Here is a 21,139-nt window from a genome sequence, read left to right on the forward strand (position 1 = left end):
GGTCCACCAAAGAGGAAGTTATTATGAAATTAACTATCGAGAAAAAGTCACCTGATAGCACAGGCCGCCAACAACTACTGTTAACCAGAAATTATGGTTCTTACCTAAACGAAAACGGCAAACGAGTTAAACGCCGTAAAAGACAATCAATGGACTTGTTCATTTATGCCAACCCTAAAGACAAGTTCCAACGTGACCACAATAAAAAGACCTTAGATATTTCAGAAAAGATAAGAGCGCAAGCAATTGTCGATTTAGCTAACAACAAGCATCACTTTGAAGACTCAGAAAAACAGCAAGAAAGCTTTTATAACTACATGCAGCAAATAATTAATGACAAAGAGCACACTGATAGCCCATCAAACGTATCGCTATGGGAATCATCGTTAATGCATCTAAAGAGATATTGTGAAGGAAATCCGCTGTCATTTGCTGATTTTGATGCTGATGTATTACTTGGGTTCAGAACATACCTAATAAAACATGCACGCACAAAATCAGATAAGCTACTTTCTTCAAATACTACATCATGCTATTTCAATAAAGTGAGAGCGGCTTTAAACAAAGCATTTCACGAAGGCATTATTCGCCGAAATCCTGTAAACGAAGTAAAAAGCATCAAGATAGAACAAAACCCTCGTAATTACTTAGAAGAGGAAGAAGTAACAGCTCTTTATAGAACAGAGTGCCGATATGATGTACTCAAAAGAGCATTTTTATTCAGTTGCCTTACAGGTATGCGTTGGAGCGATATTCAAAAACTAACGTGGGATCGAATAGCTTTAAAAGAGCAACGCGCGACGTTCAGACATACGAAAACAAAACACCTACAATACCTTGACTTACCCGATGATGCGATCAGCTTATTAGGTTCGCAAGGAGAAGCCCATGAACGTGTTTTTAAAGGCTTAAGATACTCAAGCTATACAAACGTAGCCCTAACCCAATGGATGCTCAGAGCAGGAATTACAAAGCACATAACCTTTCACTGTGGAAGACACTCGTTCGCAGTCCGTATGTTAACTAATGATATCGATATCTACACGGTATCAAAGCTACTAGGCCACTCAGAGTTGAAAACAACACAAATTTACTCAGATATAGTCGAGCGTAAGCGAAAAGAGGCGATGACCACCCTACCTAGTCTATTTCAATAAAGGATATTAGGGTGGGAAATATGGGAAACTGGGAAAATATAATAAAAACATATAAATATAAATTTATTTACCTTCCCTCTTTCCCGCATTATTTGAAAAGCCAGTCGTATCCAGGAGGTGTGAAAGCGTCGAGTGCTTGCCACTCAGAGCGCCGCATACCTCTTGGATAACCTTCACTACGCAGAGAAAAGCCAGTCAAGCTAGAAATCGCCCGAAGGGTTGCGAAGCAAGGGGGCCCCGCTTGCGGGGTTCCGATTTATTGCTTTACAGGATTTGAAAGAAGTGGTTCCGGCCCTAATGTTGATTTTTCATTTCTACTTAAAAAATCAGAAATCATTTATTGTGGTAATGCACCGTATATAGAGTTCCATTTATAATAAGTGCTATGGTGGCAGACATTAGGTTACGAAATTTAATTACCTTACTAAAATAGAAATGTATAGGACCTCGTAATACACTCTTAATTAGTCACTTCCACCACAGCTGGAGCAACAACTTCAGCCTGTATGATAGTTTTTAGAGCTGAATACAAATCCACATCGACCTCAGGGACAGACAATGATACTACTAACGCATATCTAGCTTTAGAATCATACCTTTCATGGGCTTTGCGCGTTTTCCACCATCCTTTAGCGGGATAGATTGCTATCTTACCTCTAGCAGCCAAATCAGCAGCGCTGCCACGCCAAACATCTTTATGGATAGAGCCTTTATGTCGTTGCTGCTTACCTATGAGCCAATTGCTATCCTCAATAGTATCAGGCTTCTCACCTTCAGCCTGTGCGTTAATCCTGCGCATAAATTGAGCATCTGACTCACCATGGTGCTTGACATCAAATCTTAACTGATGACTTGCATAGTTGTATTTATCTAGGACATTACGACTTGAAGGGTTAGGTTCAATAAAGTAAGAAAGTGTAATCGTCAACTCAACATTAGCCTCACCAATTTTTAGCAACTCTTCTTGCGGCCATGGTAAAGCATGTAAGTGCATATCCTTCGTTCTTGTATCTTTAGAGCGAGGCTTAACGAAAGGTTGTAATTCATCTTGAATCACAATTGATAGTGAGTTATTGGCACTTTTTATCGCCCTTTCGATATTCGGCACGCCAAACCCTACCTTCCTGATTAGCTTCACCATATCCGACTTCTTTATAGTATCACCGCGTTGTGCAGAAATTAATGCGTACATTGCATCAGTCCAATCTGCTGAATGTACCGCTAAAGCTCTAACAGTTTCAGGCCAAATATCATTATACTGAGTTTTAATCTGCGCAGAGAACCTTGCTGCCAAAGCAGTAGCAGCGCTGGTAGCGTGAGTTGTTGTAAAGTGCCGCTGAGAATAATCACTATTCGCTGTCAAAAGGTGCAAGTCGGGTTCATCACCACAAAATCCATCCTCAGCTCTCGCTAAGTTTCCACCTTCAAACACAACCTCGGGCTTGAATGGAGCATTATTTTTATCCCAGCCTAGTGACGTTGTAGAGTATGGAGACAACCCCCCGGAAGGGGCTAAAGGCACTAAATCTCCTGAAAACGACAGCTGGTCTTTTTCTGTAAATGCACCAACAGTGAGCACATTCCAAGCCTGAGCAGGGTCATGCACATTACTTAAGTAATTGGCATTAGGGTAATCTACATTTACATCTAACTTGGCATTCCCTGCGCATACAGTGAACAAGCGTGGGGTTAGGCCTTCACCTGAGTAATCGACTGCTAACATATCCATTGCACTAGACCATGATGACGGGCGTCCTCTATCTGTTCCTATTCCTGACGAAAGCGACATAGAGAAAACTCTAGACCTTTCAGGCTTATATATCTCCATTTCAGATACAGCATTAGTTGTCACGATACCCAGAGGTTTATCAGCATTATCTCCATTGAATCTCATGGTTTTGACCGATTCAAGTCTATGACCAACTACTTCAACACTAGTTGAGCTCAACCGATCAGTCATATCTCCCCACATAGCAAGGCCAGCCATTTCGGTTCCGTGACCCAGTGCATCTGTAGGGTCGCTGTCTTCTGTAATAGTTCTCTGATCAGAAATAGTTGAAAAAGGAGCTAGTAACGGGTGCTCGACATTAACTCCTGAATCTATAATACAAACATAAGGTGATTCATCGGAGGTGTTAGAGTTAAGACGCAGTAAAAGTTCTTCTGTCCACTCCTCTTGTTCCTCACTCGGCATAGCAGCAAAGAATTCCGCAGTAACTTTCGGGAATCTAATCTCAGCGACTCGAAACAATAAAGCTGCGCTTTCTTCCAGTTTTCTTTGACTCGCTTGCAATTGAATAACTGTATGCTCAGGGAATCGCAACTTATGCTCCGACACCCTCATTTCAGCTATATTTGCCAATCGAGTAAAATCAGCCAAGATTTCTTGATAGTGGTTGTGCGTTTTACGTGTCTTTCTTGGTGTAGCTAACCACACTTCCCACCACACTATTTCATCTTTATCTTCAGGTAACAATGTTTCATCATCAGCCCAAATTGCAGCAAAAGTAGCTCGCTTGATATTTTTTATTGAATCAATAAGTTTCTGGTGATCACCAGCCCTCCCACCAGACAACACCCTACGTTCCTCATACTCGTTTAGCTTCTTCTGGTAAAAGCTCAGTTTACCTTCAGGAACGAACGCTGTTGCAATTGTGGTTTTTTTGCCTTCCTCTAGCTCCACGGACTTGACATTATGCAGCACAATGCCTTGAGGATCATTCGCCAAACTCTCTACTGCCATCACCACATCAGGGAAGCTTTCAAACTCAACCTGAATACCCACTCCCATACTCAGCTCAGTTGAAGCTACAGAGCGTTTCAGTTCTGAGAATTCGTTTGCAACAAATTGAATACTTTGACGTAGGTGAGCACTATGAATAGCTCGGTCCTTGGCGGGTATTGTTAATGGCCCGCCGCCACCTCCACTCGGTGAGGTGAACTCGTGAGAACTAGCAGAAGAATTAAAAAAGAAGTGGGGTTTATCAAATTCGTTTCGAGCCATTAAAGTTCCTTTTTATTCCATAAAGTGTTGGCTAATACTCTTTCTGTCTTCAATTGCCTGCTGAAGCATTGTAATAGTAATTGAGTTATGATCATGAATAAGCATTTCTTTGATTGCATCATTTGCAGCTAAAGTAATTTCAGCATTACTTAACCCACCTGCTATCGCTGAAAGCTTCTTCCATGAGAAGTTATTAGCGACATAAGAATGCAACCGCGTTTTGAAAAGCTTGATAATTTCCTCTTCTGATGGAAGTTGATACTTAATGACATCATCAAAACGGCGGAAAAGAGCGTGATCTAATGCTTCAATGTGATTTGTAGCGCAAACGATAACACTATTAGAGTCATCTTGTTCAATCATCTGCAAAAAGCTATTGAGGATACGCCTAGCTTCACCTACATCATTACTTGATCCACGATGAGAACCCAAAGCATCAAACTCGTCAAAAAAGTAGACCCCTCTAACTTCTCGAATAGCATCAAAAATCTGGCGTAGCTTAGTTGAAGATTCCCCTAGGTACTTTGTAATTACCCCATCAAGGCGCACCTCAAACAAAGGAAAATTTAGCTCGCCCGCCAAAACAGATGCAGTAAAGGTTTTACCTGTTCCTGGCTTACCTGCAAGTAGCAACTTTCTACGGGGGGAAAGACCATGATTTTTTAAGGTAATAAGATGTTTTTGCTCTTTAACCAACCTTTCAAGCCGACTTTTAACAGAACTTGAGACAATAAGGTCAGAGAAGCGAAGTTTGGGGTGGGTTGTAGCTAATAGACCTGAAGTGTCCTTAACACTACTAGCAATCGAGATAGGTAGGTTTTTAGCACTATTCTTTTTTGCCTGCTCAACTAACCCTTTGAGCTCTTGTGCAAGTTTTCCATGACCATTTCTCGCTTCATGAGCGGCAACCTGAAGTGCGACAGATAAAAATCTGTCGTCATCTTTGTCGATATGAGATTGCATTAAAGCTTTAATTTGAGTCGAGCTAGCCATAGTTACTTTTTAAAATCAGTTAATGTTTACCGTGTAATCATACATTGAAAAGTCAATTTCTTCTATCATCTGATTATCTAATCATCGTTTAACATAAACAAGAATAGCTAAAACTTGAGGGATGGTATTAATAAAACATTTAAATTAGTGGGTTCGCTATTTGTTATTTGAGAATAATAGGAGAGCAGCACACACCAATTCTTAAGAAAAACAGCCCAATATAATGGGCTGCGCGTGTAGGAACTACACGACTATCCTCTAAGACTACAGACGATAAACCCTAACGCCTGATGGATTACACGCCTCCAAGGTCGCACCCTGATGCACCATAGCCCTGTTTCATGCACCCAGGTGTGGGCCGTTACTATCGATAACGAATCGCGGTGTGCGCTGCCGGTTACAAAGATAAACCGCTTTAAAAAATAATGCTTGGAAAAACCCTGGTGAAATTGCCAGGGCTTTATTTGAAGGCGGATTGGCGACGAGTCGTCCCTACTCGAAAGAGGTAGGGACGACTCGCAGAGTCGCCCGTCGAGGCCACTGCTCATGATGCCTCGATACCCAATCCGCCCTGAGAAATTGCAGGGCCAGAAGAGAGATGGAGATTTGAACGCGTCGAAAAGGTGTTGCAATCTCTGATCACTGTGATAATTTTAATTATGAACTAGCTCGAAATGAGCACAAATAAAAAGGGCGTATTCACTGCCCGCAACACGTTCCTGAGGAGCTGCATTCGCAGCATTATGGGTCACACGACCACCCCACTATAAACAACACAAATATAAACCACAGTAGTTCGCGCTGTATTTCAACAGAAATCACACGGCTCAGCTTTGTTGCTTTAGGCCAGTTAGCCTTTATGTCTTTCGACAATATGTTCGGTTACACACCGTTCATATGGCTTTAAAACTTACCTATTTTGGCGTTTCGCCCCCTGGTCTTAGGTTTAGTGTTTTTCTCAATACTTTCAAAATTACTTTTTAAATTAATGAGGAACATGAAATGAGCCAATTAGGATATCGACTTCACCAAATGGTGAACGACACACACCGCGAAAGCAGCTTTAGCAATAGGGCTACACGAAGCAAAGTTTTAAACCTTGCAGCAACACAGCTACTTAGTCATGGTTATCGATTAAGAAATCCATCAGGTCTAAAAACCAAACATATCAATCACCTTGTAACGCGTTGGCAAGATGAAGGTTTAGCACCAAAAACGATTAAAAACAGAATGGCCGCCTTCCGTTGGATTGCCGAAAAAATAGGTAAACCTAATATCTGTTCACGTAGCAATGATGATTACGGCATTCCAAGAGTTCACAACAACCCCATTGGCAAGTCAAAAACGTTAGACATGGATAAGCATGCCAAGATCAAGAGTGACTTGATCAAGCTTTCCCTGCGTTTGCAGCAAGAGTTTGGGCTTAGAAAAGAGGAGTGTATGAAATTCAGCTTATCCTATGCTTTGATAAATGCTAACACTCTACAAATAAAAGGCTCATGGGCTAAGGGTGGCAAATACCGAAAAATTCCGATCTTAAAAGAATCTCAACGACAGCTCATTCGTGATATTGCTGTCGTTACCAAAGGCGCACTAATTGAACCTGAGCGAATGTATGTGGATCAAATGCGCGAGTATGACAAAGAAACTGTTCGTGTAGGATTAAATAAAAATCACGGATTACGTCACCATTACGCAAGGGAGCGTTATTTAGAGCTTACAGGTTGGAAATGCCCTGCCGACGGTGGCCCGCATAGAAGAGAGCTGTCGCCCACCGATTATGATCATGATACCAAAGTCCGAGAGCAAATTAGCCAAGAGTTAGGTCATGAACGTTTGAAGATAACCTATGCTTACTTGGGAAGTTAAAATTAAGTACTCCTATTAAGAAAGTAAAGATTGAGATGATACCGCCTTTTTTATGTCTATTTTAAACACTACCATACAAAAGCTCATTTTGAGTTCTATTCAGGCTTTCATTACTAACTTAATCATTTACAGTAACTTTTTAGTGCCTTAGACTCCATATCAAGAGCTACTCTATTTATTGTTAGGACATCAAGTGAAGAAGCTGAGATTTGGCTTTACAGGTGAATCAAAAGTATTAAACGAGTTTTCTAATAAACTTGGTCAATGGTGGTATATATTTTTTGCCGCTGCTGGTTCTGCTTTAATTAGTGTTTGCGCCTCTTTTGCAGCCGGCTTTAACTTTATTGAAAAGTACAATGATATTAATGATTTATTTCCTATCTTGTGCTTGTTAATTTGGAACCCTTGGTCAGGGATATTGTTGGGTGTTATAGCTATTTTGTATGGTGGCAAAGGTACTTTTAACGATTTAGATAACCTTAACTCTCAAAACGAAACGCTAAGAGCAGAGAATGAAGAGGTTTCTGACTTAAAAAATCAAATAAACAGCATTTCTGAAGATTCAGAAGCACTACAAAATGAACTCACTGAGCTGCAAGAAAAGTTGGTAGAGACCTGGCTGAAAGGAAGCTCAAGACAATGGAACTTGAGCTCTCAGGAAAGAGTAACAATCTACTACTATGTAGATGAGCATTTCTATTTACTGGCTAGGCATTCTCAAAATCCTGTTTTCGCAGAGCAACATAGAATGAAGTTCTCAAGAAATCAAGGTGTTATAAGTAAGGCTTGGCAGCATAAAATTTGCGTAGATATAGAGGATTGTCCGTTATATAAAGATGACCCTGAAGGCTACAAAAGTTATATGCAAAAACACTACCAGTATGACTCAGAAAAGATTGATAACTTGGCGATGAAAAGTAGTAAATTTGTCGCTATATCAATTATAGATGCAGATAAACATATAGGTGTTATAGTAGTAGAGTCTGTAAGAGCTGACTTTTTCAAGTCACAAAAAGTATCACAGATACGAAAACACTGTACAGATTACCAAAGCTATATGGTTGACTTTGTAAAGGGTGCGATCAAGTACGATAAATCTGCAAAAATTGCAAAAAATCAAAATCAACTTGTTGATCAAGATATTATGGATACATTAAAGGGGAGGTAGTCATGAATAAGTTGCGAGCAATAATGGCATATTTTTGTGCTAATTACCCACATAAAAGTGAACTTTCAAAAGCAAGATTAACAAAGTTAGTTTACTTGGCTGATTGGTACTCTGCCCTAATGAAAAACCGGAGAATGACAGATATTGACTGGGTTTTTAATCACTATGGTCCTTATGTAGATAACATAACAGATTTAGCTAACCTTGATAGTGAATTCTCGATCACTCCTCAAAAAACGAGTTATGGTGGTGATAAATACGTTATCTCATATAACGGTAAAAGTGTTGATAGCACTTTTGACGATGATGAATTAAATATACTTAATACGATAATAAATAAGACCAAGAGTATGTATTTTAACGAATTTATCAATTTTGTGTATTCAACATACCCTATTTCATCAAATGAGAGATATAGTAGATTAAACTTAGAGAAATTAGCAGAACAATACCGAACTACAAATAGCGTTTCGTAGAAATAAAGGTATTTCTAACATTTAGACGTATCAATTCCTTAGCAACTAGCTTTGGAATTGATATCTCAACTCATATTTAAAATATTTTCTCCTCCAGTTACTTCGCTCACGATTAAAACTCTTTAAAATATTTATAATATTATGAATACCTATGATTTTGAAATATAAATCATTTTTTATTATTTGGTAATTTAGCGTGAGACATATCCTATTGATTTACTTCCCCCATTAAACTTAACTAAATGTAATTCCAATTATCGTTCGAATTAGGCATGCCTAATTTTAGGAGTCTCATATGTGGAAAAGAGCGTTAAAAGTAACAGGGTTGGTAGCACTAGGTGTTGTTGATGTTTTGCTATCAGTTTCTGAAGAGAATGACCAGCTAGATGAATTAGATGATGGTATGGGTAACATTATTGCTGATGGTGAAGAGATGACTCGCGCAGAGGCTGAGGATGCTCAGGCTCGTGGCGAGCTTTACGATACTTATCTGTAAATTAGGCATGCCTAATTTTGAGAGAAGAAATGATGAAAAATAAAGAGCTTTGGCCATTTAAGCCTGTATACGATGAGCTGAAGATTCGCTTAGCAGGTATTGAGGACGAGTGTGAACCATTAGGTTTAGAGGTTGATCTTCGCAATGAAACGGAAGAAGAGATGTTCATTGCTTTAACCACACAAAAAGCGTTTGCATTTGATGTTATGAATGAGCATGGCGATATTTGGGATATTCGACTAGAACCCTTTTCCACGTTTAAAAGTCGCAGCGATCAGGTTTTCTTTCCTTTCACAGGCCTTAACCCAACTAAACGGTTGAAAATTAGTAACTGGATTTTAGAGCTTTGTAATTGGGAAGGTAATATCTATTTAGGTAATACAAGACATTAAGGTGCACTTATGACTGATTATGAATGGTTTCAAATGTGGGTATTAATGGTGTTGGCTATTCGCGCTACTCGTCACTACGACAAATTGAAGCATGATTTATTTGAAGCAATTAAAGATGGGAAAATATAGCAATGGCTCCTTTACTAACAGGCTGCGCTTTAGTTCTAGCAATAGTGATATTTTTTGCTGTTCTATTCCATTTAAATAGGAAAAACCTCAACAAACTCGACTGATGTCTAATTTTTGAGCCAATAAATTAGGCATGCCTAACTTTTTAAACACAAAAACATCATTTCCCCCACTTTTTAATGCAAAAATACAGACCCCATATCAGGTAAACCCTAGATTTAAAGGGGGCTAAGAAAACCCCCAAAAAGTTCGGGTAGCTTTCTCCAGCATTCTCTTTTGATATTTGCTCAAATAACTCCAAGCGAAACTAAAAGAAATCAAAGTAAAGGAGTTTAGTTATGTTTGAGCTTAGAGATTCGGGTTTATTTTACACTCCGACAACTGACTCAGAACCGAAGTTCTTGTGTGGCCCAATTCAAGTACTTGGCATTTCAAGGGGAGATAATGGCACTAAGGACTATGGCTTACTTGTTGAGTGGAAAAACTTAGACGGTATTTGCATACGCAAGCTGATACCTCGACGTCGGATAATGAATGAAAAAAGTAACTTCGTAAAAGAGCTACTTTTGGATACAGGGCTTGTAATATCAAGTCGTAAAGGAGTTTGGGAGACAATAATATCTTACCTCATTCAAGCAAGACCAAAGCAGAGATATAAAAGCTCGGCTCAAGCAGGCTGGCTTAATAATAGCTTTGTCACACCGAGCTGGTGCGTTAGCAATGGAGCTGAAAAAGTTATTTATTCAGGAAATAAGAGCAACGAATTCCTCAGTACTTCAGGTACTGTTTCGAGTTGGCAAAAAGAGGTAGGAAGCCTGTGTATTAATAACCCGATCTTAGCCTTCACTGTCTGTGTCGGGTTAAGCGCCCCACTGCTTCATTGGCTGAACTGGCCTAGCAGTGGTGTGCATTTATTCGGTAAATCGAAAATATCCAAAACAACCATACTTATTCTAGCAGCTAGCCTCTATTCCGGTACTAACTTTTACTATACGTGGAGAGCAACAGAAAACGGGCTAGAAGCCACTGCTGTTGAGCATAATGACTTGCTCCTTTGCCTTGATGAGCTCCATCAGGCCCCGCCAGAAGTCGTCGACCAATCTATATACACCCTAGCAAATGGACTGTCTAAAATGCGCAGTAACAAGACCATTACCCAAGACGACATAAAAAACTGGCGTCTACTTTATTTAAGTACCGGAGAAATGGGGCTAGAGGAGAAATTGGCACCAATTCAAAAAGGTGTCAAAGCTGGGCAGGAAATTCGCTTTTTAGAAGTGCCAGTCCAGAGAAAGTATGGGGCCTATGATGAGCTTTGCGGTCACAAAACGATGAATGACTTTTCTGACTCTATCTGGAAAGCAGTAAAAGAAAACCATGGCACCATCATGCCAAAGTGGATTGAATACCTAAGTTTAATTGACGATCTTTCTGGCTTGTTAGCGTATCGAGTCCATGAACTTCGCGATAAATGGCAAATAAGTAAAGACAATAATCATGGCAGCCAAGTACTTGAAGCAGCTAAACGCTTTGCACTATTTGGGGTTGCTGGAGAAATAGCTATATCAGCAGGATTAATGCCTTGGCCAAAAGGCTGTGGAGAGCACTCTGCAAAAATAGCTTTTGAATCTTGGCTGGAGATGCGCGGCTCTTCCAATGATTCGGAGGATGAGAAGCTGCTTAAAGAGATACCTACCGCGTTAAAGCGATGGCGCAGCAAACTATTACCTGAAGGCCAGCCGCTGAATGATAACTTCGGTTACGCTTTAGATTTGGACGGCAAACAAGCATGGTTTTTAACACGCCAAGCATTTCAAAATGGACTCGGTATACGATACAAACAGCATATATCCCAAGCGGTGAAATTTATGGAAGAGAAATCTTGGATGGAAACGAGTGAGGGACGCGATACGTTCAAGCGTGTTGTGGATGGCGGGCCAAAGGGTGGCCGCTACTACAAAGTTATTCCACATCGCATTACCGAAGAACTCGCGCTAGATGAGGCGCTTTCACGAGCCGCTTTCCCATGTTAGTGGGTTGAATTTAAAACAGTTTCCCAATTTCCCGTTTTCCCAAGAGATTTAAGAGAGTAAACCATGAAAAATGATATAAGTGATGCACTACGTAAGAATGACGAATTACCAGATATCCGAAATACAATTGAAGAGATGATCTTGAAAAGTCACTTATGCAACAAAGCCGCATTAACAGTTGACGAATGCGCACTTTATACAGGTATGGCAAAAAGCTATATCTATAAACTAACCCATGAAGGCATTATTCCTCATGCAAAACCTAATGGTAAAAAGATCTTCTTCGATAGATTAGAGCTCGACCAATGGCTTCTTGGTAACAAGATAAAAGGTGATATAAGCGACAGTGATTTCATCAAAAAAAAGGCTGAATCACTCAACAAGAAAGCATCTATAAACTATCGATGATTAAACTTGGTGATCGGGCTTACTTTCCTTTAGTTTACTTGCACGATATTTTCTAATGCGAAAGTGGGCCACCACAGACCCACCTAAAAAATATAAACCCACTGTTTTTATTGGTTTTTTCACTTATTGTATCGGTAAATAGTCGAATTAATAAGTAACAATATAATTTATTAAGGGTGCTTAGGCGCCCTTTTCCATGCCTAATATTTACAATAACAACTCACCTAGCTGTGCTTTAATAATCCACTTTAAAAACCAAACAGACTACAAATACAGTTTAAGCTGCACTTATATCAGCCTCAATTCGCCTTTAATAATGTACATAAAAAATGTAACAACGCTAATAATCACAGCTATTAGCGGCTAAAACGTTTTCATTTATAGAACAAAATAGCTGTAGTTATGCTTATTAAACACTCTAAAACTGAAGCTATAGCATTGGTTATCCATGTTTGAATAGGGGGAATGATCAAGTCATAAAAACAAAACGTAGCTAAAAAATACGTTTTGTTCGTCTACACCACCAGCAAAATTCAGTTAAATATTCACTTTAGATCACTCAAATTTATTTTTTTGCAGATCAGTTATCCACAATTGCGTGTTTTTTTGCCTCAGAGATAAATTAAACGTCTTTAAAATGGGGAAATAAGCTGTATTTAATTAAAAAAGGGCTGTTTATAAAAAATAATAATGGATATTTAGCCTGATCTAATCAAATAGATCATTTTTTAAAATTTTTTTCGATCCCAATTTAAGGTTATCAACAAGCTTTATATCCACATTAAGATCAACAAGCATCTATACGTTTATTTTCAATCGCTGGTGGCAAATACTAAATATAAAATCAATGACTTAGCAATAAAACTGCAACTTTAATTGATAGTTAAGCAGAGCTTTCCCCAACCTTATCAACAACTTGATCAGAAGATTACATTTAAAGATATTTTGTTAAACCTTTAATTATCAAGTAGTTAAGCAGTGCATTTAAGTGAAGGCTTAAATAAGTACAAAAATAGTTATACAAAATAGCACTCTTAACTTTACTGTTATACTCACTGGGCTATCATAGGCGGCAATTAAAACTAATAGTGATCACAAATATTCATGAGTTCAGTAAATCTTATCGTTGGTAGTCAAATGGGATCCGCAGAATACGTTGCCGAGCAACTAAGCGATGCGCTTAATAGCCAAGGTATTAATACCCAACTACATGATCAACCTGAATTTAGTGAAATAGATCAGCAAAATACCATTTGGTTAATTTGTACATCAACCTATGGTGCGGGTGATTACCCAGAAAACCTTATTAACTTTGTTGATGAGTTATCTCAAGTTGATGATTTATCGCACTTAAAGTACACGGTCATCGCTTTAGGTGATACCAGTTATGACACGTATAACCTTGCAGGGCGTAATATAGATACGCTTTTAAGCCAAAAAGGCGCGATACAATTAGCACCGCGCTTAGAACTGAATATTCTTGATGAAGCACTTCCAGAAGATACGGCCTTAGCTTGGTTAGACTCGTGGATAGCAAAAACAGGTCTAAAATAGAAAGATCAAGTAAAAAGTTATAAATAAAGTTACCCACAATTTACTAATAATTTAAAAGATTTTGTGGATAAACACTGATTAAACTGCTTTTTTAACCATGCTTATCCATGGGATAAGATCGAGACTTGATCGGCCTGTGCATAACAGCCTGTTTTGATCAGAGCTTATTTGCCTGAAGATCCGATCATATTAACACCTTTAGATCCGATCTAATTATATGTTTTTAATCATGATCTAAAGCTTATCAACAGAAAACCCGATCAGTAGTAGTAATAGTATTAAAAGATCTCTTTAAAAGATCCTTTATATTATTAGAGATCACTTACTTAGATCTTGAGCACTGTTTAATCATTTATCTTCTGCTAATTTCTAGGTAGAATACGCTCCCTTTTGAAGTTTCTGGTTTGATTTAAGTAGGATCCCATTAATGATTTTTCACGAAAATTTTGACGTTATCGTAGTAGGTGGTGGACATGCTGGCACTGAAGCCGCATTGGCAGCTGCCCGTATGGGGATGAATACCCTGCTGCTGACTCACAATATGGATACCCTTGGTCAAATGTCTTGTAACCCAGCGATTGGTGGCATTGGCAAAGGCCACTTAGTTAAAGAAATTGATGCCCTGGGTGGCGCAATGGCTCAGGCTATTGACAAAGGCGGGATCCAATTCCGTACGCTTAATTCTTCTAAAGGCCCTGCTGTACGAGCTACTCGTGCTCAAGCGGATCGTGCTTTGTACAAAGCGGCTATTCAGAACACACTTCAAAACCAAGAAAACTTAAAGATTTTTCAACAATCATGTGATGATCTTATCGTTGAAAACAACCGTGTAACCGGTGTCGTTACCCAAATGGGTCTGCGTTTCAGTGCTCCTAGTGTAGTACTAACCGTAGGCACATTCTTAGGTGGCCAAATTCATATCGGTCTTGAAAACTTTAAAGGTGGCCGTGCAGGCGATCCACCTTCAATTGCATTGGCTGATCGTTTACGCGAACTTCCATTTAGAGTGGATCGTTTAAAAACAGGCACACCACCACGTATTGATGCACGCACTGTTGATTTTTCTAAAATGCAAGAACAACCAGGTGATGCACCAACACCGGTATTCTCATTTATGGGTAAACAAAGTGATCACCCACAACAAATTCCGTGTTACATCACTTACACAAATGAAAAAACACATGATGTTATTCGCAAAAACTTACATCGCTCACCTATGTACTCAGGTGTTATCGAAGGAATAGGCCCACGTTACTGTCCGTCTATTGAAGATAAAATTGTCCGTTTTGCTGATAAAGATAAGCACCAGATATTTGTAGAGCCAGAAGGCTTAACGTCATACGAGTTATATCCTAACGGTATTTCAACCAGCTTACCGTTCGATGTGCAGTTAGAAATTGTGCAATCGATCACCGGATTTGAAAATGCACATATCTGTCGTCCTGGCTATGCTATTGAGTATGACTTTTTTGATCCGCGCGACTTAAAACAATCATTAGAAACTAAATTTATTGATGGTTTATTTTTTGCTGGTCAGATTAATGGTACGACCGGTTACGAAGAAGCAGGCGCACAAGGTCTGATCGCAGGTATGAATGCAGCCTTACAAGTACAAGGTAAAGAATCGTGGACGCCACGTCGTGATGAAGCTTATGTTGGTGTATTAATTGACGACTTAGCAACACTGGGTACAAAAGAACCGTACCGCATGTTTACTAGCCGTGCTGAATACCGTTTGTTACTACGTGAAGACAACGCTGATATACGTTTAACTGAAAAAGGCCGTGAATTAGGTTTAGTTAACGATGAACGTTGGCAAGCATTCAACGAAAAAATGGAAGTGATCGCTAAAGAAAAACAGCGTATTAAAGATACCTGGATCCATAAAGATCATGCGGTTGTTGATCAAGTAAATGAATTACTTAAAACTCCACTTGTACGTGAAGCCAGCTTAGAAGAATTATTACGCCGACCTGAAGTGCGTTATAACGACTTGATGGCCATTGAAGGACTCGGATCTGAGTTTACCAATAAGGCCGCTTTAGAGCAGGTTGAAATTCATACGAAGTACGCAGGTTACATTGCACGCCAGCAAGATGAGATCAATAAGCAGCTTCGTCATGAAGAAACAATTTTACCAAAAGAGTTTGATTATAAAACCGTCTCTGGTTTATCAAATGAAGTTGTTGCTAAGCTAATTGATGCTCGTCCAGACACTATTGGTCAAGCTTCGCGTATTTCTGGTATCACCCCAGCGGCGATTTCGCTATTATTAGTGTATCTGAAGAAGCAAGGCTTGTTGCGCAAAACTGCGTAACAGTAAAGGTACATTGTGTTACAGCAACAATTAACAACTTTGTTAGCGCAAACTGATATTGCGCTAACACAAAAACAACAGCAGCAACTTGTTCGCTATGTCGAATTACTCGATAAGTGGAATAAAGCCTATAATTTAACCTCAGTACGTTTACCTCAAGAAATGATGGTTAAACATATAATGGATAGCTTAGTTGTTGCGCCTCACTTGACCGGCCATCATTATATTGATGTTGGCACAGGTCCTGGTTTACCGGGCATAGTGTTAGCTATTGCCTTACCCGATACGCAGTTTGTATTATTAGATAGTTTAGGCAAACGTGTACGTTTTTTAATGCATGTTAAACATGAGCTTGGCCTTGATAATGTGACCCCTGTGCAGTCAAGAGTTGAAGAATATCAACCAAGTGTTAAATTAGATGGCGTACTAAGTCGTGCATTTGCATCGTTACAAGATATGATTGACTGGTGTTCGCACTTAATCGATCATTCAGGTAAGTTCATTGCACTTAAAGGGGTATTTCCAAGTGAGGAATTAGACTCACTCCCTGCTGGTGTTAAGTTTGAGCAAAAAATTGCATTAGAAGTACCGGATTTAGATGCACAACGACATTTAATAATTCTTTCTAAAGACTAGGGATCAGAGACACTGTGGCAAAAGTCATCGCATTAGCAAATCAAAAAGGTGGAGTAGGTAAAACTACCACTGCCGTTAATCTCGCTGCATCTATGGCTGCAACGAAGCGTAAAGTGCTGTTAATAGATCTCGACCCGCAAGGCAATGCGACCATGGGCAGTGGCGTCGACAAATATGGTGACGTCCCTACTATCTATGACTTGCTCATAGAAGATAAGCCTATTGATGAAGTGATTATTAAAGAAACCTCAGGCGAATATCATATGATTGCTGCAAACGGTGATGTGACCGCTGCAGAAGTTAAGCTGATGGAATTATTTGCGCGAGAAGTACGTTTGCGTAACGCGCTTGAAAAAATTCAGGAGCAGTACGAGTTTATTTTTATAGACTGCCCGCCTTCTTTAAATATGTTAACCGTTAATGCCATGGCCGCTGCCGATTCTATTTTAGTACCTATGCAATGTGAATATTATGCACTGGAAGGATTAACAGCATTAATGGACACGATTACGCAACTTGCTAAGTTAGTTAACCCTAACTTACAGATTGAAGGCATACTTCGTACTATGTACGATCCGCGTAATCGACTAGCAAATGATGTATCAGAACAATTAAAACAACATTTTGGCGATAAAGTATACCGTACGGTGATCCCACGTAATGTTCGACTTGCAGAAGCCCCAAGTTTTGGTGCCCCAGCAATGTACTACGATCGAGCATCAAGTGGCGCGAAAGCTTATTTAGCTCTCGCTGGTGAAATGCTACGCAGAAAAGAAAAAACAACTCCCGTTGTCGCCTAACTTTGAGGTAAAAAAAATAACATGTCTGCTAAAAAACGAGGTTTAGGCCGAGGACTCGATGCGCTTTTAAGTTCATCTAAACCTGCACCAAGCGAAGGCAAGGAACAGGATACTGCTAACGTAACCAGCGCAGTTGAAAATGCAGCGCAGCCTAGTAACAGTGAATTACAAAAACTACCGATCGAGCTTTTACACTCAGGTAAGTATCAACCTCGTAAAGACATGTCTGAAGAGGCACTCGAAGAACTCGCCAGTTCGATACGCTCACAAGGAATTATTCAACCTATCGTTGTGCGCCCTGTTGCGCATAACAGCTATGAGATTATTGCCGGTGAACGTCGTTGGCGTGCTGCGCAAATAGCTAAGCTTGAGTTTGTACCCTGTATTATTAAAGACGTACCTGATGAAGCTGCCGTTGCTATTGCTCTGATTGAAAATATTCAGCGTGAAGACTTAAACGCTATGGAAGAAGCGATTGCACTTAATCGGTTGCTTAATGAGTTTGAGTTAACGCATCAACAAGTGGCTGATGCCGTTGGTAAATCACGTACGACCGTGACTAACTTATTACGCTTAAATAATCTAAATAACGATGTAAAAATTTTGTTAGAGCATGGTGACATTGAAATGGGCCACGCACGTTGCCTGTTAGCACTTGAAGGTGAAGTGCAATCAGATGCAGCCCGTTTAGCTGTTGCAAAGGCATTGACCGTTCGCGAAACAGAAAAACTAGTACGCTCTATTTTAGAGCCAGCTCCAGCAAAAGAAGTAATAGAAAAAGACCCAGATGTTAAACAGTTAGAGCAGCAGCTTGCTGATAACCTAGGGGCAAAGGTAGAAATAAATTACAACAAAAAAGGCAAAGGGAAGTTGGTTATTTCTTACACTAATCTTGACGAGTTAGACGGTATTTTAAACCGTATCAATCAAGACTATTCCCACCATTAATTCATTGGATGTCTAAAAAGGGACATTTACAGCGATTTTGTGTTACAAAGCACCTACTCAAGTTGCAAAACTGGCAGGATTAAGTATAATTTCGCCAGTTTTCATACCCTGACAATTAGAGCGTCATAAAGGTTAATTAAAAGTGACTAATAAGTTAGCGAGCCCGTATAGGCTTGCCGCATTAAAATTAATTTGCCTTCAGGGATTTGTAGCCCTTTTAGCTGCACTAATAATTTTTATAGGTTGGGAAACCAATGCCGCACTTTCAGCTCTAGCTGGTGGCGCAGTCGCAGTACTTCCTAACTTTGTATTTGCGCTTTATGCATTCAGATATATGGGTGCAAGTCGAGCAAATCAAGCGTATGCCTCGTTAAAACGCGGCAACGGATTAAAATTTATGCTAACAATCGTTTTGTTTGCACTAATGCTAAAGCTTTATCCGGTAGTACTGCTACCTTTCTTTTGTGCTTATGTGTTGGTGTTGTTTACAGGATTGTTTACACCCGTTTTTTTTAAACATTAACTTTTGGGATATAACATGGCTGCAGAAGAAGTTACTCTATCTAGCCATATTCAGCACCACTTAACCAATGCTAAGATGTGCTCGACCGACGCCGGTCTTGCCTTCAATAAAGCATGTACGGATAGTGGCTTCTGGACATGGCATATAGATACCCTCGCATGGTCTATCGGACTAGGTCTAATATTTTTATGGATCTTCCGTAGTGCCGCAAAAAAATCAACTCTGGGTGTACCTGGAAAACTTCAATGTTTCATTGAAATGGTTGTTGAGTTCGTTGGCGACAACGTACGCGATACCTTCCACGGTAAAAGTAAGCTAATTGCACCATTAGCATTAACAATATTCGTTTGGATATTCTTAATGAACTTAATGGATTTAATCCCAGTTGACTTCCTACCTGCATTTGCTGGCTTTGTTGGCGAAACTGCATTCGGTATGGATTCACACGACGTATACATGAAAATTGTACCAACTACAGATATCAACATGACAGCAGCACTTGCGCTGGGCGTGTTTATTCTAATGATTGGTTACTCAATTAAAATCAAAGGTATCGGCGGTTTTATTAAAGAACTAACACTTCACCCGTTTAGTTCAAACAATACAGCTATGCAGATTCTTTTAATTCCATTCAACCTATTACTAGAGCTTATCGCATTGGTTTCTAAGCCGTTTTCACTGGCTCTGCGTTTGTTCGGTAACTTATATGCAGGTGAATTAATCTTCATCCTTATCGGTGCAATAGGTTTAATGCAACTACCGTTGCACTTTGTGTGGGCTGTATTCCATATCTTGGTAATTGTATTGCAAGCATTCGTATTCATGATGCTTACAATCGTATACCTAAGCATGGCAAGTTCGGATAATCACTAATTTATAACTTTTAATTTTTACTTTTAATTACAATTGAAACTTTGGAGAAAAAAATGGAACTAGTATTAGGTCTTAAGTACATCGCAGTAGCTTTACTTATCGGCTTCGGTGCAATCGGTACAGCAATCGGTTTTGGTAACATGGGCGGTAAATTCCTTGAAGCATGTGCGCGTCAACCTGAGCTTGCACCATCGCTACAAGTTAAAATGTTTATCCTTGCTGGTCTAATCGATGCTGTAGCAATGATTGGTGTTGGTATCGCGATGGTATTGTTGTTCGTACTTTAATTTTATTTTTTGAACAGCTTACTATTTAAGGAGGAGCGGTTGTGAACTTAAACGCCACTCTTATCGGTGAATTAATTGCGTTTACGGTGTTCGTATTATTTTGTATGAAATACGTATGGCCACCACTAAACGGTGCAATTGAAGCTCGCCAGAAGAAGATCGAAGATGGTTTAGCTGCCTCTGATAGAGCCGAAAAAGACTTAGAACTTGCGCAACACAAAGCTGCAGAACAGCTTAAAGATGCAAAGGCTCAAGCGGCTGATATCATTGAACAAGCTAAAAAGCGTGCCACGCTAATCGTTGACGAAGAAACTGTTCGTGGTCAACAAGAGCGTGAAAAAATTATTGCTCAAGGGCACTCTGAAATCGAAGCAGAGCGTAACCGTGTGACAGAAGAGCTACGTAAGAAAGTAGCAACTCTGGCTGTGGTTGGCGCAGAAAGAATTTTAGAGCGCGAAATCAATCAAGCCGCACATAGTGACATCGTTGAAAAACTTGTCGCTGAGCTGTAATTAGGAGGGTATGAGCATGTCTGAATTGACTACTATCGCTCGCCCATACGCTAAAGCGGCTTTTGAACTTGCCGTTGAAAAAGGCACCATTGAAAGTTGGAATGACATGTTGTTCTTTGCTGGCCACGTTGCCAGCAATGAACAGGCATCAACCATTTTAGCTGGATTGCCTACTGCTACTGCACAAGCTGAGTTATTTATTAACTTATGTGGTGAGCAGCTCAACGAACAAGGTCAGAACCTAGTTAAGGTGATGGCTGAAAATGGACGTTTGATTGCACTACCTGAAGTTGCTCATTTATTTTCTGCTTTAAAAGCAGACTATGACAAAGAAATCGATATTGACGTGATTTCGGCAACGCCTCTTGCTGCAGCGCAGCAAGAATCATTGGTAGCGGCACTTGAAAAACGTTTCGCACGCAAAGTTAAGCTGAATTGTAGTGAAGACGCTACAGTTGTTGGCGGTCTTATTATCAAGGCGGGTGACACTGTAATTGACGGCTCTTTACGCGGTAAATTAAATCGCTTAGCCACAACACTACAATCGTAATTGGGAAAAAGAGC

At 39.8% G+C, this 21,139-nt stretch carries 20 protein-coding genes; 18 read left to right on the forward strand and 2 right to left on the reverse strand.

Annotated features, from left to right (window positions below):
* Positions 1-23: 23 nt before the first annotated feature.
* A complete protein-coding gene (locus MTN97_RS14440; protein ID WP_248474694.1) occupies positions 24-1,157 on the forward strand; it encodes a tyrosine-type recombinase/integrase in 1,134 nt (377 codons plus the stop codon).
* Between the two features lie 460 nt (positions 1,158-1,617).
* On the opposite strand, the gene MTN97_RS14445 is transcribed toward MTN97_RS14440, so the two are convergent.
* Both MTN97_RS14445 and MTN97_RS14450 read right to left on the reverse strand, forming a co-directional pair.
* Positions 1,618-4,161: a S8 family peptidase gene (locus MTN97_RS14445; RefSeq protein ID WP_248474695.1), complete on the reverse strand. Its 2,544-nt coding sequence runs from the start codon at positions 4,159-4,161 to the stop codon at positions 1,618-1,620.
* Positions 4,162-4,173: 12 nt separating this feature from the next.
* Positions 4,174-5,154, reverse strand: a complete 981-nt coding sequence (locus MTN97_RS14450) for an AAA family ATPase (RefSeq protein WP_248474696.1) — start codon at positions 5,152-5,154, stop codon at positions 4,174-4,176.
* A 1,002-nt stretch (positions 5,155-6,156) separates the two neighbouring features.
* Here MTN97_RS14450 and MTN97_RS14455 point away from each other — a divergent pair.
* The 17 genes from MTN97_RS14455 (at position 6,157) to atpH (ending at position 21,125) form a co-directional block, all read left to right on the forward strand.
* Positions 6,157-7,023, forward strand: coding sequence for a phage integrase N-terminal domain-containing protein (locus MTN97_RS14455; RefSeq protein WP_248474697.1), 867 nt, complete (start codon positions 6,157-6,159; stop codon positions 7,021-7,023).
* A gap of 193 nt (positions 7,024-7,216) precedes the next feature.
* Positions 7,217-8,191: a hypothetical protein gene (locus MTN97_RS14460; protein WP_248474698.1), complete on the forward strand. Its 975-nt coding sequence runs from the start codon at positions 7,217-7,219 to the stop codon at positions 8,189-8,191.
* A gap of 2 nt (positions 8,192-8,193) precedes the next feature.
* Complete coding sequence (locus tag MTN97_RS14465) at positions 8,194-8,667, forward strand: Panacea domain-containing protein (RefSeq protein WP_248474699.1); 474 nt, start codon at positions 8,194-8,196, stop codon at positions 8,665-8,667.
* Positions 8,668-8,962: 295 nt separating this feature from the next.
* A complete protein-coding gene (locus tag MTN97_RS14470; protein WP_182395903.1) occupies positions 8,963-9,163 on the forward strand; it encodes a hypothetical protein in 201 nt (66 codons plus the stop codon).
* 29 nt (positions 9,164-9,192) lie between these two features.
* Positions 9,193-9,555: a hypothetical protein gene (locus MTN97_RS14475; protein WP_248474700.1), complete on the forward strand. Its 363-nt coding sequence runs from the start codon at positions 9,193-9,195 to the stop codon at positions 9,553-9,555.
* A 467-nt stretch (positions 9,556-10,022) separates the two neighbouring features.
* Positions 10,023-11,717 (forward strand): DUF927 domain-containing protein, encoded by a 1,695-nt coding sequence (locus tag MTN97_RS14480; protein WP_248474701.1) that lies wholly within the window; start codon positions 10,023-10,025, stop codon positions 11,715-11,717.
* Positions 11,718-11,780: 63 nt separating this feature from the next.
* Positions 11,781-12,125, forward strand: a complete 345-nt coding sequence (locus MTN97_RS14485) for an excisionase family DNA-binding protein (RefSeq protein ID WP_006793962.1) — start codon at positions 11,781-11,783, stop codon at positions 12,123-12,125.
* Positions 12,126-13,229: 1,104 nt separating this feature from the next.
* Entirely contained in the window at positions 13,230-13,679 is a 450-nt protein-coding gene (locus MTN97_RS14490; protein WP_024601476.1) for a flavodoxin domain-containing protein, read from the forward strand.
* A 427-nt stretch (positions 13,680-14,106) separates the two neighbouring features.
* Positions 14,107-15,996 carry a tRNA uridine-5-carboxymethylaminomethyl(34) synthesis enzyme MnmG gene (gene mnmG, locus MTN97_RS14495; protein WP_013466270.1) on the forward strand — a complete coding sequence of 630 codons (1,890 nt, stop codon included), beginning with the start codon at positions 14,107-14,109 and terminating at the stop codon, positions 15,994-15,996.
* 15 nt (positions 15,997-16,011) lie between these two features.
* Complete coding sequence (gene rsmG, locus MTN97_RS14500) at positions 16,012-16,632, forward strand: 16S rRNA (guanine(527)-N(7))-methyltransferase RsmG (protein WP_008464169.1); 621 nt, start codon at positions 16,012-16,014, stop codon at positions 16,630-16,632.
* Positions 16,633-16,646: 14 nt separating this feature from the next.
* On the forward strand, positions 16,647-17,432 hold the full coding sequence (locus MTN97_RS14505; RefSeq protein WP_138626153.1) for a ParA family protein: 786 nt from the start codon (positions 16,647-16,649) through the stop codon (positions 17,430-17,432).
* 21 nt (positions 17,433-17,453) lie between these two features.
* Entirely contained in the window at positions 17,454-18,380 is a 927-nt protein-coding gene (locus MTN97_RS14510) for a ParB/RepB/Spo0J family partition protein (protein ID WP_075169486.1), read from the forward strand.
* 142 nt (positions 18,381-18,522) lie between these two features.
* The gene (locus MTN97_RS14515; protein ID WP_008112121.1) at positions 18,523-18,903 is read left to right on the forward strand and encodes an ATP synthase subunit I; all 381 of its coding nucleotides are present in this window, start codon (positions 18,523-18,525) and stop codon (positions 18,901-18,903) included.
* 15 nt (positions 18,904-18,918) lie between these two features.
* A complete protein-coding gene (gene atpB, locus MTN97_RS14520; RefSeq protein WP_138626155.1) occupies positions 18,919-19,776 on the forward strand; it encodes a F0F1 ATP synthase subunit A in 858 nt (285 codons plus the stop codon).
* Positions 19,777-19,829: 53 nt separating this feature from the next.
* Positions 19,830-20,063: a F0F1 ATP synthase subunit C gene (gene atpE / locus MTN97_RS14525; RefSeq protein WP_004335261.1), complete on the forward strand. Its 234-nt coding sequence runs from the start codon at positions 19,830-19,832 to the stop codon at positions 20,061-20,063.
* 41 nt (positions 20,064-20,104) lie between these two features.
* Positions 20,105-20,575, forward strand: a complete 471-nt coding sequence (atpF, locus tag MTN97_RS14530) for a F0F1 ATP synthase subunit B (RefSeq protein ID WP_036980703.1) — start codon at positions 20,105-20,107, stop codon at positions 20,573-20,575.
* A 16-nt stretch (positions 20,576-20,591) separates the two neighbouring features.
* Positions 20,592-21,125, forward strand: a complete 534-nt coding sequence (atpH, locus tag MTN97_RS14535) for a F0F1 ATP synthase subunit delta (protein WP_016900009.1) — start codon at positions 20,592-20,594, stop codon at positions 21,123-21,125.
* Positions 21,126-21,139 lie beyond the last annotated feature (14 nt).

This window comes from Pseudoalteromonas sp. 2CM36K (assembly GCF_023161865.1).
Classification (GTDB): Bacteria; Pseudomonadota; Gammaproteobacteria; order Enterobacterales; family Alteromonadaceae; genus Pseudoalteromonas; species Pseudoalteromonas tetraodonis.

Excerpts from the sequence above, each read along its gene's own strand:
- MTN97_RS14440 (WP_248474694.1), top strand. The coding sequence starts at position 24 with ATGAAATTAACTATCGAGAAAAAGTCACCTGATAGCACAGGCCGCCAA.
- MTN97_RS14445 (WP_248474695.1), bottom strand. The coding sequence starts at position 4,161 with ATGGCTCGAAACGAATTTGATAAACCCCACTTCTTTTTTAATTCTTCT.
- MTN97_RS14450 (WP_248474696.1), bottom strand. The coding sequence starts at position 5,154 with ATGGCTAGCTCGACTCAAATTAAAGCTTTAATGCAATCTCATATCGAC.
- MTN97_RS14455 (WP_248474697.1), top strand. The coding sequence starts at position 6,157 with ATGAGCCAATTAGGATATCGACTTCACCAAATGGTGAACGACACACAC.
- MTN97_RS14465 (WP_248474699.1), top strand. The coding sequence starts at position 8,194 with ATGAATAAGTTGCGAGCAATAATGGCATATTTTTGTGCTAATTACCCA.
- MTN97_RS14470 (WP_182395903.1), top strand. The coding sequence starts at position 8,963 with ATGTGGAAAAGAGCGTTAAAAGTAACAGGGTTGGTAGCACTAGGTGTT.
- MTN97_RS14475 (WP_248474700.1), top strand. The coding sequence starts at position 9,193 with ATGATGAAAAATAAAGAGCTTTGGCCATTTAAGCCTGTATACGATGAG.
- MTN97_RS14480 (WP_248474701.1), top strand. The coding sequence starts at position 10,023 with ATGTTTGAGCTTAGAGATTCGGGTTTATTTTACACTCCGACAACTGAC.
- MTN97_RS14485 (WP_006793962.1), top strand. The coding sequence starts at position 11,781 with ATGAAAAATGATATAAGTGATGCACTACGTAAGAATGACGAATTACCA.
- MTN97_RS14490 (WP_024601476.1), top strand. The coding sequence starts at position 13,230 with ATGAGTTCAGTAAATCTTATCGTTGGTAGTCAAATGGGATCCGCAGAA.
- mnmG (WP_013466270.1), top strand. The coding sequence starts at position 14,107 with ATGATTTTTCACGAAAATTTTGACGTTATCGTAGTAGGTGGTGGACAT.
- MTN97_RS14510 (WP_075169486.1), top strand. The coding sequence starts at position 17,454 with ATGTCTGCTAAAAAACGAGGTTTAGGCCGAGGACTCGATGCGCTTTTA.
- atpB (WP_138626155.1), top strand. The coding sequence starts at position 18,919 with ATGGCTGCAGAAGAAGTTACTCTATCTAGCCATATTCAGCACCACTTA.
- atpE (WP_004335261.1), top strand. The coding sequence starts at position 19,830 with ATGGAACTAGTATTAGGTCTTAAGTACATCGCAGTAGCTTTACTTATC.
- atpH (WP_016900009.1), top strand. The coding sequence starts at position 20,592 with ATGTCTGAATTGACTACTATCGCTCGCCCATACGCTAAAGCGGCTTTT.